General features: G+C 43.3%; 15 protein-coding genes and 1 pseudogene. 8 read left to right on the forward strand and 8 right to left on the reverse strand.

All coding sequences use genetic code 11. From position 1 onward, the window contains the following. Positions 1–224: 224 nt before the first annotated feature. The 7 genes from C8R14_RS09140 (at position 225) to C8R14_RS09170 (ending at position 8116) form a co-directional block, all read left to right on the forward strand. Positions 225–656 (forward strand): copper resistance CopC family protein, encoded by a 432-nt coding sequence (locus tag C8R14_RS09140; RefSeq protein ID WP_011635307.1) that lies wholly within the window; start codon positions 225–227, stop codon positions 654–656. A gap of 5 nt (positions 657–661) precedes the next feature. Next, positions 662–2806 carry a CopD family protein gene (locus C8R14_RS09145; RefSeq protein ID WP_011635306.1) on the forward strand — a complete coding sequence of 715 codons (2145 nt, stop codon included), beginning with the start codon at positions 662–664 and terminating at the stop codon, positions 2804–2806. A gap of 36 nt (positions 2807–2842) precedes the next feature. Continuing rightward, positions 2843–3475 carry a hypothetical protein gene (locus C8R14_RS09150; protein ID WP_240142185.1) on the forward strand — a complete coding sequence of 211 codons (633 nt, stop codon included), beginning with the start codon at positions 2843–2845 and terminating at the stop codon, positions 3473–3475. A 518-nt stretch (positions 3476–3993) separates the two neighbouring features. Continuing rightward, positions 3994–5691: an ATP-binding cassette domain-containing protein gene (locus C8R14_RS09155; protein WP_011635304.1), complete on the forward strand. Its 1698-nt coding sequence runs from the start codon at positions 3994–3996 to the stop codon at positions 5689–5691. Positions 5692–5787: 96 nt separating this feature from the next. After that, entirely contained in the window at positions 5788–6333 is a 546-nt protein-coding gene (locus C8R14_RS09160; protein WP_011635303.1) for a septation protein A, read from the forward strand. 21 nt (positions 6334–6354) lie between these two features. After that, a complete protein-coding gene (gene mutY / locus C8R14_RS09165) occupies positions 6355–7485 on the forward strand; it encodes an A/G-specific adenine glycosylase (RefSeq protein WP_011635302.1) in 1131 nt (376 codons plus the stop codon). Beyond that, a complete protein-coding gene (locus C8R14_RS09170) occupies positions 7478–8116 on the forward strand; it encodes a 5-formyltetrahydrofolate cyclo-ligase (RefSeq protein WP_011635301.1) in 639 nt (212 codons plus the stop codon). Before mutY ends, C8R14_RS09170 begins: the two co-directional genes overlap by 8 nt. A gap of 51 nt (positions 8117–8167) precedes the next feature. Here the strand turns inward: C8R14_RS09170 and C8R14_RS09175 are convergent. The 8 genes and pseudogenes from C8R14_RS09175 to lptC all read right to left on the reverse strand — a co-directional run. Further along, positions 8168–8797 (reverse strand): annotated as a pseudogene (locus tag C8R14_RS09175) (flavin prenyltransferase UbiX); the annotation flags it as partial. Between the two features lie 170 nt (positions 8798–8967). Next, a complete protein-coding gene (gene hprK / locus C8R14_RS09180; protein ID WP_011635299.1) occupies positions 8968–9939 on the reverse strand; it encodes an HPr(Ser) kinase/phosphatase in 972 nt (323 codons plus the stop codon). Further along, the gene (ptsN, locus tag C8R14_RS09185) at positions 9926–10396 is read right to left on the reverse strand and encodes a PTS IIA-like nitrogen regulatory protein PtsN (RefSeq protein WP_011635298.1); all 471 of its coding nucleotides are present in this window, start codon (positions 10394–10396) and stop codon (positions 9926–9928) included. The genes hprK and ptsN overlap by 14 nt, the downstream gene beginning before the upstream one ends. Positions 10397–10636: 240 nt before the next feature. After that, entirely contained in the window at positions 10637–10972 is a 336-nt protein-coding gene (gene hpf / locus C8R14_RS09190) for a ribosome hibernation-promoting factor, HPF/YfiA family (protein WP_011635297.1), read from the reverse strand. 174 nt (positions 10973–11146) lie between these two features. Continuing rightward, positions 11147–12610, reverse strand: coding sequence for an RNA polymerase factor sigma-54 (locus C8R14_RS09195; RefSeq protein ID WP_011635296.1), 1464 nt, complete (start codon positions 12608–12610; stop codon positions 11147–11149). A gap of 5 nt (positions 12611–12615) precedes the next feature. Then, the gene (lptB, locus tag C8R14_RS09200) at positions 12616–13338 is read right to left on the reverse strand and encodes an LPS export ABC transporter ATP-binding protein (RefSeq protein ID WP_011635295.1); all 723 of its coding nucleotides are present in this window, start codon (positions 13336–13338) and stop codon (positions 12616–12618) included. A gap of 51 nt (positions 13339–13389) precedes the next feature. Further along, a complete protein-coding gene (gene lptA, locus C8R14_RS09205) occupies positions 13390–13905 on the reverse strand; it encodes a lipopolysaccharide transport periplasmic protein LptA (RefSeq protein WP_240142186.1) in 516 nt (171 codons plus the stop codon). Between the two features lie 105 nt (positions 13906–14010). Next, complete coding sequence (gene lptC / locus C8R14_RS09210; protein ID WP_011635293.1) at positions 14011–14592, reverse strand: LPS export ABC transporter periplasmic protein LptC; 582 nt, start codon at positions 14590–14592, stop codon at positions 14011–14013. 289 nt (positions 14593–14881) lie between these two features. On the opposite strand from lptC, the gene nadA reads away from it, so the two are divergent. Further along, positions 14882–15982, forward strand: a complete 1101-nt coding sequence (gene nadA / locus C8R14_RS09215) for a quinolinate synthase NadA (RefSeq protein ID WP_011635292.1) — start codon at positions 14882–14884, stop codon at positions 15980–15982. Positions 15983–16034: the final 52 nt, after the last annotated feature.

The raw sequence follows: 16034 nt of genomic DNA on the forward strand, positions 1-16034 counted from the left end.
TCCCTTTCGCTGTGGGCACAGGAGGCAAATTTAAGATGAATATGTATTTCTGGCCCTTGTTGATCATTGTCATAGGCGGTGGATACTTCTTCTTCTCTTCAAAAAGTCAAAAAGAAAAAAATACATAGTCGGATCATTCGTACAGGAATACTAAAATAAATTTTTATTTGGCGAATAGTAATCCTGATTCTTTTATTTGTCTTAATTATCAATAGGATGGTGATATGATCAAGAATAATTATTTTAAATTTATTATGATAAAGCTAGCTACTACGGTAAAGATGAATATTGCAATTCTAGGATTTGGATTGGTAATTCTGGTGGCGCATCCTACTGCTGTGTTTGCACATGCTGAACTAGTTAAAGCTGAGCCTGCGCGCAGAGCTGTTCTTGCCGATTCTCCGCAACAAATTAGGTTATGGTTCAATGAGGAAATTGAGGCAGATTATGCTTCGCTTTCCTTGCTTGATGCAGATAATAAAGTTTTAACGGAAAAAAAACCTATTGCACATCCAGACGATTCAAAATCTATCTACCTGGAGCTGCCGGAATTAGCAGAAGGTCGGTATACAGTTAAGTTTCGGGTGTTGTCGGTAGATGGGCACGTACTGGATTCAGAATATAAATTTACGGTTAAGAAAAATAAAATTAAGTAAAAGTAATGGAAGTTGTTGCGATACTCGCTCGTTGGTCACAGCTTGTTGCTAATCTGGTATTGCTTGGCAGTTGTACTTATCTCGCGGTAGCGGGCGCAAGGAAGGAGTTATTTAGTAATAACTGGATCCTACGTTTAGAAAAATTATTTCCATTGTTGGCTTGTATAATTTTAATTGGTCTCGTAGGGATTTTGGCAACTACTACGGGAAAAGCAACAGGGATTGAATCAAACGTATGGAAGCCTGATGCATGGATAAAAATTGTCCAACATACCAATATGGGGCACATGTGGGCAGTACGTGCGGTATCAGCTTTGCTTTTGCTGGGTGCTGCTACATTTGTCTCGCTAAAACGTGAGCGGGCCAGATGGCATTACGTCATGGTTGCAGGCTTGGCATCTCTGCCTTTGATAGCTTCTGCTATGGTAAGTCATGCTGGTTCAGACGAGAATTTCTTGTTTTATGCTCCTGTTTATGTCATGCATATTTTGATGGCTGGAGTGTGGTTTGGTGCGCTGCCGGCATTTTTGTTTATTATTTTTGATCGACGTAATTGTGAGGAAAAGGGTACTCAACTGGTTTTGAATGTAGAAAGCCTTAAGAAGTTTTCTTTCATTGCTTTGCCCGTTATGACTGTAATTATATTAACAGGCCTGGTTCTGACAGATCGGATGGTTGAGAATTATTATCATGCACTGGTTGCGAGCACTTATGGCTGGGCATTGATCATCAAAATTTCTTTATTGGTGGTTATTTTATTGATAGCTTTCCAGGCACGATCAAAGTGGCTTCCTTCATTTGAACGAGTTTGTGATTCGATTAATTTCTCCGAGCTTAAAAAGGAAAGTGAACGGAAGAATTTCCTATTTTCAAAAGTAATGCATAAAGCTGTTCAGGCAGAAAACTATGATTATGATGGGGATGCTGCCAATATTGGTGTGGAAAAATTAAGGAAATGGGTTCGGATTGAATTTTTATTCGCATTGTTGCTTGTATTGTTTGCAACAATCCTCTCCAACTCTGTGCCCGCTAAACATGCAATAGTTGAAAATTGGCCTTATTCATTCCGCTTCACAATAGAGGGAACTTTGGGAGCGGGGACATGGAAAGATCCAAGTGTTCAGTTTTTTCTGGTATTGGGAGTCATTTTATTTGTTACAGCGATTGGTTCATTCTTGCTGGGGATAAAAAAAAACAGGAGTCCCAGAAAACATAATATGGTGACAATGGCGCTAATGTTAGGTTGCGCAGCTGTTACGTTACCCCAATTTGCTGTTGATGCGTTTCCTGAAACATATCGAAATACACCAATTCCATTTGATGCAATTTCAATTTCGAATGGAACAGCTCATTTTTCTGAATTTTGCTCCACTTGTCATGGGCCGCAAGGGATAGGTAATGGCATTCTTGCTAAAACCCTACCGAAGATGCCTACAGATTTACTCACTGATTTATATACATCGAGACATCTTGCTGGCGATTTTTTTCATTGGATAAGTCATGGTATTAAAGAAGCAGGCATGCCTGGTTTTTCTGAAAAGCTAGAGGAAGAGGATCGATGGGATATTGTTAATTATATTCGAGCAATGTCGAGTGGCTATCAGCTAAGGTGGCTGGGTCCCATTGCTGCTTCGTATAAACTCTCAACGACACCACCTGATTTCCAGTTTACAACCTATACTGACACTACTGGTACTCTTAAAGAATATCGACAAAATAAAAATGTTTTGCTAGCATTTTTTAGCTGGCCCAGTTCTTTAGAAAGATTGAAAGAGTTGAGCGAAAATTACGAAAAATTTAGAAACTTAAATACTGTTATACTCGCCATTCCTTTAGATGAATACAGTGAAACAGCAATAGCTGACTTTGCTGCCAATAACTCTATTGAAGTGGTAAGGGATGGATGGCTTGAAATAAAAGATAGTTACATTTTATATAGGCGAACCCTTAAATATCCTGATATTCTAGGAAAAGGTAATATACCTGATCACATGGAATTTCTTGTTGATCGGTTTGGCTTTTTGCGTGCACGATGGATACCCTCGATGGATCAATTTGGCTGGGATAACCTGGTGTTACTTACTGATCAACTTCAGCAACTTAATCAGGAAAAGGAGATATTGCCACAGCTGCATAATCATGCACATTAATTCTATCAAGAGAAACTTCAGAAAGAAGAGTTTTAGTTGGCCTATTTAAGTAGGTTTAATAATAAAATTGTAGAGCTTGTAGAGCAATTTTTAACTGTGAGAGGGGGTGGTATGAAAAATTTTCTAGTCGGTGTTGTTTTTTCTGGTTTGATTGTTTTGTTGACTGGTTCAGCGTGGGCACATTCACATCCAGGTGAGGATTCAAAAGTAGTAAAAGGAGCGCATGGCGGGCAATTGCTTGCAACAGGTCCGTATCACTTTGAGTTGCTGGCTAAGGATGGTGAATTACGTTTGTATATTACTGATCAAAACAATCGTGATCAAATACTTTCTAAGGGCGGATCAGCAAAAGCAAATATTTTTGATAAAGATGGAAACAAGGTTTCAATAAAACTGACGCCTATATTTGCAAATTTCATGAAAGGAACAGGCGATTTTAAAATTACTCCCGAAACAGTAATATCTGTTTTCGCAGTACCAGAGGATAATAAAACATATACTGCTCGATTTACATCGTTAGTTCAAGGAGCGTCTGCCGACACTAAAGAAGAAGAGGCACATGAACACCATCATGGAGATGCTGAGGATGAAAATGCCACTGAGCATGAGCATGAGCATGAACACGAATCTTCTTCCGAAGAAAGTGAAAGCAATACCGAAGAAGATTAAGAATATTATCATTCGTACTGCTGAGTTCTAACTTAGAATTAAAAAAGTAAGAAAAAGCAGGATAATTTAAATTATCCTGCTTTTTCTGTATTTTCAGCTCGAATTATCTTTGATAATCGTTACTCACATGAGCTTTATTCAGTTTTTATTGAATCTCATCTCTGCAAACCTGCGATAACACACGCATGTTTTCTAGTAGATCTTATTGAATTATTCGACAATTTGAAGCAACCTGTATCATAAAATGACAGCTTGGTTGATATTTCGGGCAGTTAGTCTTTAAGGTTAATCAGAAAGCCAAAGTTTTTCTGTGAGCATCGCCTGATTTCCATCTGTAGTGTCTTACTTGATTCAATTATTAGTTGAGCGAATTTTTATTTATAGTAATAAACTGTATTAAATAATTGGTGTTTTCTAAATATCTTCTGATGTTTTGTATCGTTAGGTTACTATCAGTATCCTCGTGATTTGATGTAGTTTTACTTGTTACACTGATTCCCTCATCTTACCCCCTTGCAATGCCAGATAAGCGGCTAGTGATTCAGATTGAACTGTTGAAGCGCTTTTTAACCTGGAATGGATCCCACTGGACATCCTTTATAATAATTATTGTTGTTGGTGGATTGGCTGCTATCTCAGCTTCATTAATCCCATTAATAGCAGGGCAATTATTTACTCAAATATTACCCGGAGGTAACCGGCAGTTACTGCAATCACTTCCTTTGATATTGGTGGTACTCTTGTTAGTAATCGTTATCGCCAGTTGGTCAGGATATTATGTGATTCATCGCTTGCTTGACGGGCTCATACTGGATATACGTGTGGAAATATTCAAGAAATTACTGATATTGCCGCCAGCTTGTTCCGATCTTCCTGCTAACACAATTTCCTTATACTTCTTCAAATCTATAGAAAAGCTATATCGCAATGCTATCTCACTTGGAATCTGTTTATACAGAGATTCCCTGATTGTAGTCGGATTATTTTCAATAATGATCTGGCTGAATCCGGATATATCCTTTTTGATACTAACAGTGCTGGCTGCAGCGCTTTTAATCAGGCAAATATTTTATGCGAATACTTATCAGCGAAGTATGCTGGATCAAGAACAACATGAAGTTTCCAGAGTGATATCCAAAACACTGCGACATAGCAGAGTTATCTTCTTGGATAAAGGTTATAAACAAGAGGTTGAGCGTATCCGAAATATGTTCAGGCAATTACAACTTACTTTACTGAGGCAGATCTATCAGACAGGACTACTGGAATTATTGGCCTCTATTTTCCTGGCAGGGATACTTACAGGGATTCTTTATTATTTTTTGCAACAACTTGTTCTGAGCCAATTGACTGTAGAGGACGCTGTTGCATTTTTTACGGCAGGGCTGATGCTTGTTTTTCCGTTGAAGCGATTGTCTCATATCAATTTGTTACTGCAGCAATGTAATGAAGCATTGCACGTTATTTTTTCATTGTTGGATCAGAATTCTGAAATGGTTGTTGAAAATACTCTTGCTGTCCGGGTTGAACGTGCCAAGGGTAAGCTGCGGCTTGAGAGTGTTAGTTATAAGGATTATCAGGAAAAATCTTGGTTACCCTACTTTAACCTTGAAATCGCTCCTGGAAAGAAAATTGCATTAATAAATCATGATGTTCGTATTAACAAACTATTTGCCGATCTTGTTTGTGGTTTCGAGCAGCCATCAACCGGCAGAATTTTGCTGGATGATAAAGATATTAGTCGGATAAGCCATGCTGAATTATGTGGCAATATCGCCTGGATTACTCCAGATGAAGATCTTTTAACTGACACAATTGCAGCAAATATTGCCTACGGCAGTTTACGTTGCAGTAAGGAGATAGCGATTACTACAGCAGCACATGCTAGTCAGGCAATGGAATTTATCTGTAAGCTGCCACATGGTCTGCAAACGAAGCTCAAGAGATGTAACGATGTGCTTTCCGATGACCAGCGCCAGCGTATTCTTATTGCCCGAGCGCTATTAAAGGATCCCGGTATTATTATTCTGGATGAAAGTATTGCCTGTTTCGATACTGATAATCCTTTCTTGATGCGCGCGCTGTGCGTATTACTTAGTAATCGCACAGTTCTGATTCTTTCGGCGCGCCCTGCAATACTTGATCTTGCTGATCAGCTGTTAGATCTTGGGAACCTGGATGCATTATCTATGATTAGCCAGACTTCAGTCAGATAATATCTATTTTTGATGATGTTGCGTTAAGGTAAACATGTCACTGATATAACGAACAGCATAACTATGATTATATTGGCAACGTTAGGGGTATTTTGAATGAAATTTCTTTTTGATCTTTTTCCGATAATCCTGTTTTTCGCCACCTACAAAATTTACGGTATCTACAGCGCGACAGCGGTTGCCATCGTCGCTACTTTTGCTCAAATTGGCTGGGTGTGGCTGCGCCACCGTAAGGTTGACAATATGTTATGGGTGAGTCTTGCAATCATTATCGTTTTTGGTGGTGCAACGCTCATCCTGCAGGATGAGACTTTTATTAAATGGAAACCTACCGTGCTTTATTGGTTGTTTGCTGTCATTCTTTTTTTGGCACACAGTTTTTTTGGGAAAAATCTGATCCGAGCTATGATGAAGGATCAGATCAAGTTGCCTGAACCGGTATGGGTGAGGCTCAATATCAGCTGGTCAGTTTTTTTTGGTGCGATGGGGGCTCTTAATCTTTATGTTGCCTACAACTATTCGACCGATACCTGGGTAAATTTCAAATTGTTTGGCTTCATGGGGCTTATGTTTGTCTTCATTATCCTGCAGGCTCTTCTGTTGGGAAAATACATGGAGAAAAATGATAACCAGAAAATATAATTATGATGTACCGTTAAATTTATGATTCAACAGGCAACCAGACGGCCTCGGACTTCAGCTGTTGAATCAGATTTTTTCGCTGGCAGGTTGATCCGCTGGCAGCTTGTATACGGGCGACATTCCCTGCCATGGCAGGGAATCAGTGATCCTTATGCTATATGGATATCCGAGATAATGCTGCAACAAACACAGGTCAGCACGGTTATTCCATATTACGAGCGTTTTATGACTGTTTTTCCAAATATTGCACCACTTGCCAGCGCGCCGGTTGAAGAAGTGCTCACGCTATGGAGCGGTTTGGGTTATTACTCACGCGGACGCAATTTGCACCGGACAGCACGTATGATAATGGAGCAGTATGGTGGCGCTTTTCCGCAGGATATCGCTACACTTCAACGATTGCCAGGGATAGGCCGTTCTACCGCAGCGGCCATTGCTGCTTTTGCATTTGGTAAGCGTTGCACGATTCTTGACGGAAACGTCAAGCGTATTTTGATCCGTTACTTCGGTGTTAACGGGCACCCAGGTGAAAGAATGATTGAAGAACAACTGTGGCAATTGGCGGAAGGTCTGTTGCCTGTTGAAGAAGATCATAAAACTATAGCATCCTATACCCAGGCACTAATGGATCTTGGAGCGCTGGTCTGTGTGCGTACCCAACCACGTTGCGAACATTGTCCGTTACAGGCTGATTGCTACGCATATCAGAATGATCTGACGGCCGTTTTGCCTGCTCCCAAGCCCAGGAAAACGCCTCCTGTCAAAGAAATTGTACATTTAATCCTCCTGAATCAAGGCCGTATTTTGCTAAAGAAGCGACCAGCTTCCGGTATTTGGGGTGGATTGTGGTGTTTCCCGGAAACTTCTATTGATGAGGACAGTGTTGATTACTGTAAAAAGAATTTACATCTACAGGTGTTAAAATTTGCTGTGCTTCCTCATTTGCAACATACGTTCACACATTTTAAATTGATTATTCAGCCGCAACTCCTGCAATCAATAATGTATCTGCCCGAATGTGAAGAAAATAGCGAGGAAAATGACTTTCTTTGGATGACAATTGAGGAAGCTTTGCAACGGGCAATCCCCGCTCCTGTCAGAAAATTGTTGTTAATGACCCAACCCTTACTCCAATCTTGTGTTCATGAGTAACGTAACTTCCCAGCACTGGAAACAGCAGCAGCGTACTCATCTGCGCGAATTACGCCTGCAGATCCCAGCAGCACAGCGCGTTCTCTGGAGTGATGCAATTACCGCTGCACTGACACAAGGCTTTCCTATCCTTGAGAATCAGCGGATTGGTTTTTATTGGCCGCATCAGGGTGAATATGACCCAGTGCCAGCCATGACAGATTTGAGAGCGCGTGGCGCCACTCTTGCCTTGCCAGAGGTAATCGGTAAAGGAGAGCCACTCAGGTTCATCGAATGGTGGCCGGGAGCGCCAATGAAAAAGGATATTTACGGAATATCATTCCCCGACAATACCCGGGAAATCACTGTTGACAGTATTATCATTCCACTGCTTGGTTTTGATGAACAAGGTTATCGTCTTGGTTATGGCAGCGGTTATTTCGATCGCACACTCGCAACGATGAATCCGCGTCCGCTCGCTATTGGTGTGGTATTTGAGATGCTGCGCCTGCCAACGATTCATCCGCAGCAACACGATATTCCGATGGATTATATTGTGACTGAACAATCTATTTTGTGCAGAACAGATGCTGGCCTTATGCCGCTGACAGTTTCCGATTGTGCAGCCCGAAACAGCTTTGTCCGGGATTAGCTGGTTTTTGTTTCTGGTAGTGAATTCTTCGGAGAAGATCTTTCAGCTTACTTAGTTACCACTCCCCCAGCGGGGCATCAGGGTATGTGTTACACCAAGCTGGTCGAGTATACGTGCAACGATAAAATCAACGATATCCTGAATGTTCTCGGGTAAATGGTAAAAGCCGGGATTGGCGGGAAGTATCACTGCGCCGCTGCGAGCGAGTTTCAGCATGTTTTCTAGATGGATAACAGAGAAGGGTGTTTCCCTGGCAACCAGAATGAGTTTGCGCTGTTCCTTCAGCATGACATCTGCCGCACGTTCTATTAGTTTTTGTCCTAAACCGGCTGCCACAGCGGATAGAGTACCCATAGTACAGGGGCAGATCACCATGGCATCAGCCGGGTTGGAGCCGGAAGCAACTGGTGCAAACCATTCTTCCCGACCAAAAATTCTGAGCAGGCCTGGCTCAATATTGAAATAGCTATTCAGGAAAGCTTCTGTTTCTTTGGGACGAGGAGATAGTGTCAGGGCCATTTCTTGTTGCGCCACAATTTGAGCAGCTTGAGAGTAAAGCAAATAAACTCGATGACCTTGCTGCAGAAGTATTTCCAGCAGGCGAATACCGTATGGCATACCGGATGCGCCAGTCAAGGCAATCGTAATTGTTTTCTTTTCGCTCATATTTTTCCGGGAAGATTTTGAAGAACGGCTGCTCGGTTATGTTGTGCCGGAATCAGGCTTGAAGTACACAATTACTGCTTGTGAATCGTATATTTTATCTGGATTTGCTTTGTCATAGCCTGTTCTTTTTCCAGAGTTTTCATATAGAAGCAAGGTAGTTATATGGCAGATTTTTACTTTACACTTCATTCAGTATGAGGATCGTCGAAGTGCTCTGCGGTATTCCCATTCATTTCTGATTCATGTCGGCGGACAAATTCCTGGGTACTGTCAATTCCCCGGAGTTGCAAAATATAATTCCGGACTGCTGCTTCTACCAATACTGCCAGATTACGGCCGGCGGCAACTGGAATAGTCACCTTGCGGATACTGACATTCAGAATAATTTCGTTGAGGTTACTCAGTGGCAGTCGTTCATAAGCATTAATACTACTGCCAGCAGTTTTTTCAAGCTGCACGATCAGCTTCATATTTTTGTGTCGCCGAATTGCAGTTTCTCCGAATATGGTACGAATATTCAGCAATCCCAGTCCGCGTACTTCAAGAAAATCTCGCAACAGCGGCGGACACCTGCCTTCCAGCGTTTCAGGGCCAATACGGCGTAATTCGACGACATCATCTGCAACCAGGCCGTGTCCGCGGCTGATAAGCTCCAGAGCGAGTTCACTTTTACCAACGCCACTCTCTCCGGTGATCATGACACCCATTCCAAGTACATCCAGTAATACACCATGCCGACTGATAACGGGCGCCAGTACTCTCACAAGATAGGTTTGCAATCCCCAGATAATCTCAAGGCTGGCAATTTCTGAACGAATCAGCGGGATAGAGTGTTCATTCACGAACTGTCTGATGGAATACGGGATTGGCGCACCGTCTGCTACGATCAGACAGGAAAGTTGACTTCTAGCTAGTTGATTTAGCCTTTTTTGAAGAGAAAAATCATCAAGCTGTTCAAGATATTTGACGGATATCTGGTTCAGAACCTGTATCCAGTTGGGATGAACAAAGTTGAGATGACCGATCAGTTCCTGTGTTGAGCTGGCGATCAGGTGATTCTCAAGCCGCCTGTCTATGGCAGGCGGCGGTTCACCCCATTGCAGACATAATTTTTCCTTGTTTTCTTCAAATAGTTGTTTGACGCTAACCTGAGACATGTTCAGGCGTCCACTCGGAGATGAGTTGATGAATTTCTTTAGCACTCCGGCCATGGCGCAGTTTTTCGCGGAAGCTTTTATTACTAAACATTTGTGCTAGTTCGCTCAGTATCATCAAGTGCTGATCTGTTGCTTTTTCCGGCACCAGCAAGATGCAGATAATACTGACAGGTTGGCCGTCTGGAGCGTCGAAAGGTATAGCTTCCTTCATTCTGACCAGCGCTGCAGCTGCTTCGCGCAGTCCCTTGATCCGGCCATGCGGGATGGCGACTCCCTGACCAAGCCCGGTTGATCCGAGTTTCTCACGTGCGAACAAGCTGTCAAAAACCTGGCTGCGCGCAATATGCAGGGTATTTTCAAATAACAGACCAACTTGCTCAAATACACGTTTCTTGCTGGTCACATCCAGATCAATAATAATGTTGGATTCCGGCAATAATTGAGTAATGAGATTCATGGAGATTCAAACCACTTTAGGAAATTAGGCGGTGTTTTCTTCTTATTGAAAACGGGACTGTTTTTTTATATCACTCACTATATATGTGCCCAACTTGCTGATGTTCCGTAGGTCATCTTTTCCGCTGCGCGGGCAACATGGCTATAGTTGGCTGTTGATTAGGTACGGTCCCATTTTTCGAGTTTTTTCTGGCATTGCTGCTGCAGTTCTTTACAAATATATGAGGAGAAGTGGACGGGTTTATTCGGGCTGTTCAAATTCCTGATCTTTCAGCCCACCCTGATCGTTGCGCTGTCTAATATTTTTTTCCTTATGCTTAAGGATCTGGCGAGCCAGCTTATCTGCCAGACTATCAATTGAAGCATACATATCGGTGCTATCGGCCTCGACAAAAATCTCTCTACCGGGTAAGTGAACCGTGGCTTCAGCCTTTTGTTTGAGTTTATCCACGGAAAGGGTCACATTGATAGCCATGATATTGTCAAAGTGGCGTGTGCTCCTCTCGATTTTGGACGTAACGTAGTCACGCATGGCAGGTGTGATTGCCACGTGATTACCGGTGAGATTCAAATTCATTATTTCTCCTTATGTGAGAGAGTCGTGTTCAAGGGTATCATGGAAAACTCTGAAAGTATCTGTCTGGCTATACCGACCTGAAATCAGGTTTCGAGTACACATATGCTATTTGTGAACTGTACTTTTTCACCTTGATTTGCTTCATGGTAATCAGCTGATTTTTTCAGAATTTTCCTAGGGTATTTTACGTAAATTAGTCGGGGGAATATGCATGAACTCCCGATATTTTGCAACAGTACGGCGAGCAACAACAATACCCTGCTGCGCGAGTATTTGTGAAACTTGACTATCATTAAGTGGCTTTTTTCGATCCTCATTCTGGATCAATTGCTTAATAAGTCCACGAATAGCTATGGCTGAATGTGCTTCACCCGTTTCAGCGGGAATATGGCTTCCAAAGAAATATTTGAGCTCAAAGATACCGTGCGGTGTCCGCATATACTTCTGGGTTGTGATACGAGAAATGGTTGACTCATGTAATCCAAGAACTTCGGCAATTTCACGCATAACAAGGGGGCGCACAGCTGTTTCGCCATGCTCCAGGAATGCTTGCTGGCAATCAATAATCGCCTGACTGGCCCGGAGTATGGTAACCATGCGCTGGTCGATATTTCTGATCAGCCAGCGGGCCTCTTTCAGTTGCTCCATCAGTGGTCGGATTGCTTCATTACGATTCTGCTTCAGAATGTCGGCATATAAATGGTTAACGCGCACACGCGGAACTGAATCGGAATTGAGCTGTGCCACCCAGCCTTTAGCCGATTTGGTCACAATCACATCAGGAATGACATAACGTGCTGTTGTTGCGTTGAAATCATCGCCAGGCTTGGGATTGAGTTGAGTGATCAACTGGTAAACTGACTGTAAACAGGTTTCATCACAGCCAAGAACTTTCCTGAGCAATGGGAAATTTTTGGCAGCGACACTTTCCAGGTGCTCATTGACCAGTTTGAGTGCTTCCGTTCGTAGTGGCGTTGCATCCGGCAATGCTGAAAGCTGTATAGACAGACACTCCCGCAGATTGCGTGCTCCTACGCCGGGCGGATCCAGTTGCTGAATATAAGCAAGGGCTGACTTCAGGTCCGTGATGTCGATTTCCAGCTCAACCGGAAGTAACTTGGCAAGCTCTTCCAGATCCTGAGTAAAATAACCATTATCGTCCAGACTATCCACCAGCAGCGCGGTAATTTTCTTTTTTCGTTCGCAACGTTGCCTCAAGCTGATTTGCATGAGCAGGTGTTCACGCAAGCTGGCGGGTTTGCTAACCAGGCGAGAATAGTCCTGATCATACTCCTCATCATCTTGTCTACGTGTGTCTAAAAAAGCCCCCTGATCTGAATACAATGAGTCATCTAGCCAGTCGTTCGATATTTCAGTGTTTTCTCTAATATCATGGGATTCATTAGCTTCTGCTGTAGTAGATAAATCTGATGATACTAACGAAGAATCTTGTCCTTCAGTTTCAAGTTTTTCTTGATCGATATCTTCATCCAGCTCAAGCAAAGGGTTTTCTTGGACAATACGTGAGATTTCCTGGTTGAGTTCAAGTGCAGATAGTTGAAGCAGCTGAATTGATTGTTTCAGTTGCGGTGTCAGTGTAAGGCCGGTAGAAAGCTTGAGTTGCAGAGTCGGCTTCATATTTTTCAGAGCCTGAAATGCTCCCCCAGATAAACTTCCCGGACACGTCCGTCATTGATGATTTCAGCAGGGACTCCACTGGCAAGCACGGTTCCTTCGCTGATGATATAGGCACGGTCACAAATCCCCAGTGTTTCTCGCACATTATGATCCGTGATAAGTACACCGATTCCGCGTGATTTGAGAAAACCGATGACTCTCTGGATATCCATAACGGCAATTGGATCTACTCCAGCGAAGGGTTCGTCCAGCAGGATGAAGCGCGGCTGGGATGCCAGTGCCCGTGCAATTTCTACACGCCTGCGTTCACCACCCGATAGACTCATGCCTAGGCTCTCACGCAGATGACCGATATGCAGGTCATGTAGCAATCCGTCCAGATGCCGCTGCATTTCATCTTTCTGAAAGTGTTGTAATTCTAGTACTGCAAGAATGTTTTCTTCGACCGAAAGCCGACGGAAAACTGATGCCTCCTGGGGAAGATAGCTTAACCCCAACCGGGCGCGCTGATGAATCGGCAGCTGGCTCAGATTGTGTTCATCCAGAAATATTTCCCCTCCGTTCAATGGAACCAGTCCAACCACCATGTAGAAACAGGTGGTTTTGCCTGCACCATTAGGGCCAAGCAGACCAACAACTTCGCCGCTGCGAACAGAGAAAGATACATCCATCACGACGGTGCGTGACTGATATTTTTTTTTCAGATTTTCAGCTCTTAATTCACTCATAAGATGACCCGGAGTGGCGATATACAGTGGTAAATATATTTTTTGATAGTTTTATTTTTCTGTTTCTGCGTCAGGTTGTTTCGCTTTTGGCTGAATCACGGCACGTACCCTGTGATCAGAATTTTTATCATTTTCCGCTTGAGGCTGGCCAAATACCTGAAAAAAGTCGCTTGCTATATCGTAGGAGATATAATCCCCTTCTACTTCATCGGTGCCGCGTTTCAGTCGCGCGCTTCCAAACAATTCTATTTTGTCGGTTTTGTTGTCATATTCTGCGCGTCGGCTCCATGCTTCAACGTACTCATCAACGCCATCACGCTTTTGACGATAGCTGACCAGATTGCCATAAGCTGTAGCGTGCCGGTAACCCGTGCTGTCCTCCTTCATCACGACTTTATCTGCACGAAGAATAAGCGTTCCCTGGGTCAATATGACATTCCCGGTAAATATGCTGGTACGAAACTCCCCTTTTTGCTTGTAATCTTCGACAGTTGCGCGATCGGCTTCCAGATGAATTGGCTTATCGCGATCTGCGCGTTCAGCCAGGGCAGTGGCTGAGAAAAACATGAGAGACAAGCTTAGGAACAAACATTGAGATTGCATAAACCGATAGATACAAAAAGTAAAATAAGAAAACCAGAAGAATCAGAATCCGTGTTGGTGCGGCATCCTCTAGCGGGATGAGCGTGGTGTACGTTCGTCATGTGCTTTGACCCGGGACTGCATCAAAATCTCACCGGTCCGATTGTTCATGAACAACCCTACGGCGTTGAGAACACTGTTCATTCTGATCACGGTAACTGGTCGATCGGTTTTGGCGATATCAGTATCCGGAATAAGGTGTAAAAAATCAGTCAGCATGGTTACCTTGTCTTTGTCCAGATCTTCTCCCCTGATAATAGAAACATTTTCGGTCAGGAAAATATCATCTCCATCTTTAGTCAGCTCAGCCCAATCAGAAGTCACTCTGAGCAGTGGTTTATCCGGTTCTATGCTGGTAAAGCGTACGTGCTCCAGCTGCGTTATGTCTTCTGTTGAGTAGTGGATCAGTTTGTCAGCCGAGAAAAAACGATTTCGTTCAAATTCATGGTTGACCTGTATCCCGTTAAGATTTTCAATGATGTAGTCTATCTTTTGCTGCAAATCGTTGCCCTGCTGCAGGCGCGGGCGCTGCAGGACGCTGTCCAGCCAGAGAGTAAGCAGAAGCAAAATAACCAACCATATGGACGGTCTTGAAAATAATGAACGTGTCATGTTAAGACATATTACGCATAGACTTTATGATGAATATGGATTGTTTCTCCGGTCATTCCCGATCAAACAGTATAGTTAAAAACAGACAACACACTGTTAATGCGCTGTTTTTAGGAATTATAGCAGAGTCCCTTTTTCACAATAGTTGTCGCATTCAGAGCCAAGTATCTTTGTTTTCGGCGGGTATTGCAGAATCTGCAGAACAGCTTTTTAATTTGCACTTTTTGCTTGAATAAGTATCTTAATGTGATTATGGTCATATTTCACGATAAATAAAGCTGGATTGATTATGCAAGCAAACGCAATCGATTTTGAGAATTACGAATTACTGCAAGATGAAGTATGTACGCAACGGATCGTTGCAGCTAAACAGAAGCTGGGAAAGCGCGCTATTATATTGGCACATCACTATCAGCGTGCAGATGTTTACCGGCATGCCGATCTGACCGGAGACTCACTTAAGCTTTCTTATCTCGCCGCGCAGACAGATGCTGATTTTCTGGTGTTTTGCGGGGTGCACTTCATGGCAGAGGTAGCGGATATTCTTTCCAGCCCTGAACAAACCGTCATCCTGCCTGATCTTTCCGCAGGTTGCTCTATGGCAGATATGGCTAATCTCACCAAGGTAGAACGTGCTTGGCGTGAACTGACAGAAGTGCTCGACCCGGATGAGGGGGTGACACCAGTAACTTATATCAATTCCAGTGCTGATCTAAAGGCCTTTTGTGGGCAACATGGTGGTATCGTTTGTACTTCCAGTAACGCTGTAAAGATTCTGCAATGGGCATTTGACCGACGTGAAAAAGTACTGTTTTTCCCTGATCAGCACCTAGGTCGTTGGAGCGGATACAAGATGGGGCTATCGTCGGATGAAATGCCAGTATGGGATTTTGATGAACCCATGGGCGGATTGACACCAGAACAGATTGAAAAAGCCAAAATCCTTTTATGGAAAGGGCATTGTTCCGTTCACCAAATGTTTCAGCCGCAGCATATCCTTCGCTTTCGCAACCAATATCCGGATGGGTTGGTTATTTCACATCCGGAATGCAGCTTTGAGGTGTGTAAGGCATCTGATTTTGTTGGATCGACCGAGTACATCATCAATACCATCCGGGCAGCGAAAGCTGGTACTCGCTGGCTGGTCGGGACGGAATTGAATCTGGTTGGTCGCATTGCCGAGGAGTTCAAGTCCGAAGGCAAAATTATTCAGTTCATGTCGCCGATGGTATGTATGTGTTCGACTATGGCGAGGATCGATCCACAGCACTTGGCCTGGTCACTTGAAAATCTGGCTGAGGGTCGTGTGGTTAATCAGATTAGCGTGCCGGAACCACAGGCCAGTCTGGCCAGGCTGACGCTCGAAAAGATGCTTGAGGTCTCGAAATAGTATCGATGGTGAAATTGCCGGTTTTGTCTGCGGATACTGACAGGATTGCTTC

The organism is Nitrosomonas eutropha (assembly GCF_003201195.1).
Taxonomy (GTDB): Bacteria; Pseudomonadota; Gammaproteobacteria; order Burkholderiales; family Nitrosomonadaceae; genus Nitrosomonas; species Nitrosomonas eutropha.

Bases quoted from the DNA above. Each gene is read 5' to 3' on its own strand.
- C8R14_RS09155 (WP_011635304.1), top strand. From the start codon at position 3,994: ATGCCAGATAAGCGGCTAGTGATTCAGATTGAACTGTTGAAGCGCTTT.
- C8R14_RS09145 (WP_011635306.1), top strand. From the start codon at position 662: ATGGAAGTTGTTGCGATACTCGCTCGTTGGTCACAGCTTGTTGCTAAT.
- nadA (WP_011635292.1), top strand. From the start codon at position 14,882: ATGCAAGCAAACGCAATCGATTTTGAGAATTACGAATTACTGCAAGAT.
- C8R14_RS09160 (WP_011635303.1), top strand. From the start codon at position 5,788: ATGAAATTTCTTTTTGATCTTTTTCCGATAATCCTGTTTTTCGCCACC.
- lptB (WP_011635295.1), bottom strand. From the start codon at position 13,338: ATGAGTGAATTAAGAGCTGAAAATCTGAAAAAAAAATATCAGTCACGC.
- lptA (WP_240142186.1), bottom strand. From the start codon at position 13,905: ATGTTTTTCTCAGCCACTGCCCTGGCTGAACGCGCAGATCGCGATAAG.
- lptC (WP_011635293.1), bottom strand. From the start codon at position 14,592: ATGACACGTTCATTATTTTCAAGACCGTCCATATGGTTGGTTATTTTG.
- C8R14_RS09195 (WP_011635296.1), bottom strand. From the start codon at position 12,610: ATGAAGCCGACTCTGCAACTCAAGCTTTCTACCGGCCTTACACTGACA.
- C8R14_RS09170 (WP_011635301.1), top strand. From the start codon at position 7,478: ATGAGTAACGTAACTTCCCAGCACTGGAAACAGCAGCAGCGTACTCAT.
- mutY (WP_011635302.1), top strand. From the start codon at position 6,355: ATGATTCAACAGGCAACCAGACGGCCTCGGACTTCAGCTGTTGAATCA.
- C8R14_RS09140 (WP_011635307.1), top strand. From the start codon at position 225: ATGATCAAGAATAATTATTTTAAATTTATTATGATAAAGCTAGCTACT.
- hprK (WP_011635299.1), bottom strand. From the start codon at position 9,939: ATGTCTCAGGTTAGCGTCAAACAACTATTTGAAGAAAACAAGGAAAAA.
- hpf (WP_011635297.1), bottom strand. From the start codon at position 10,972: ATGAATTTGAATCTCACCGGTAATCACGTGGCAATCACACCTGCCATG.
- ptsN (WP_011635298.1), bottom strand. From the start codon at position 10,396: ATGAATCTCATTACTCAATTATTGCCGGAATCCAACATTATTATTGAT.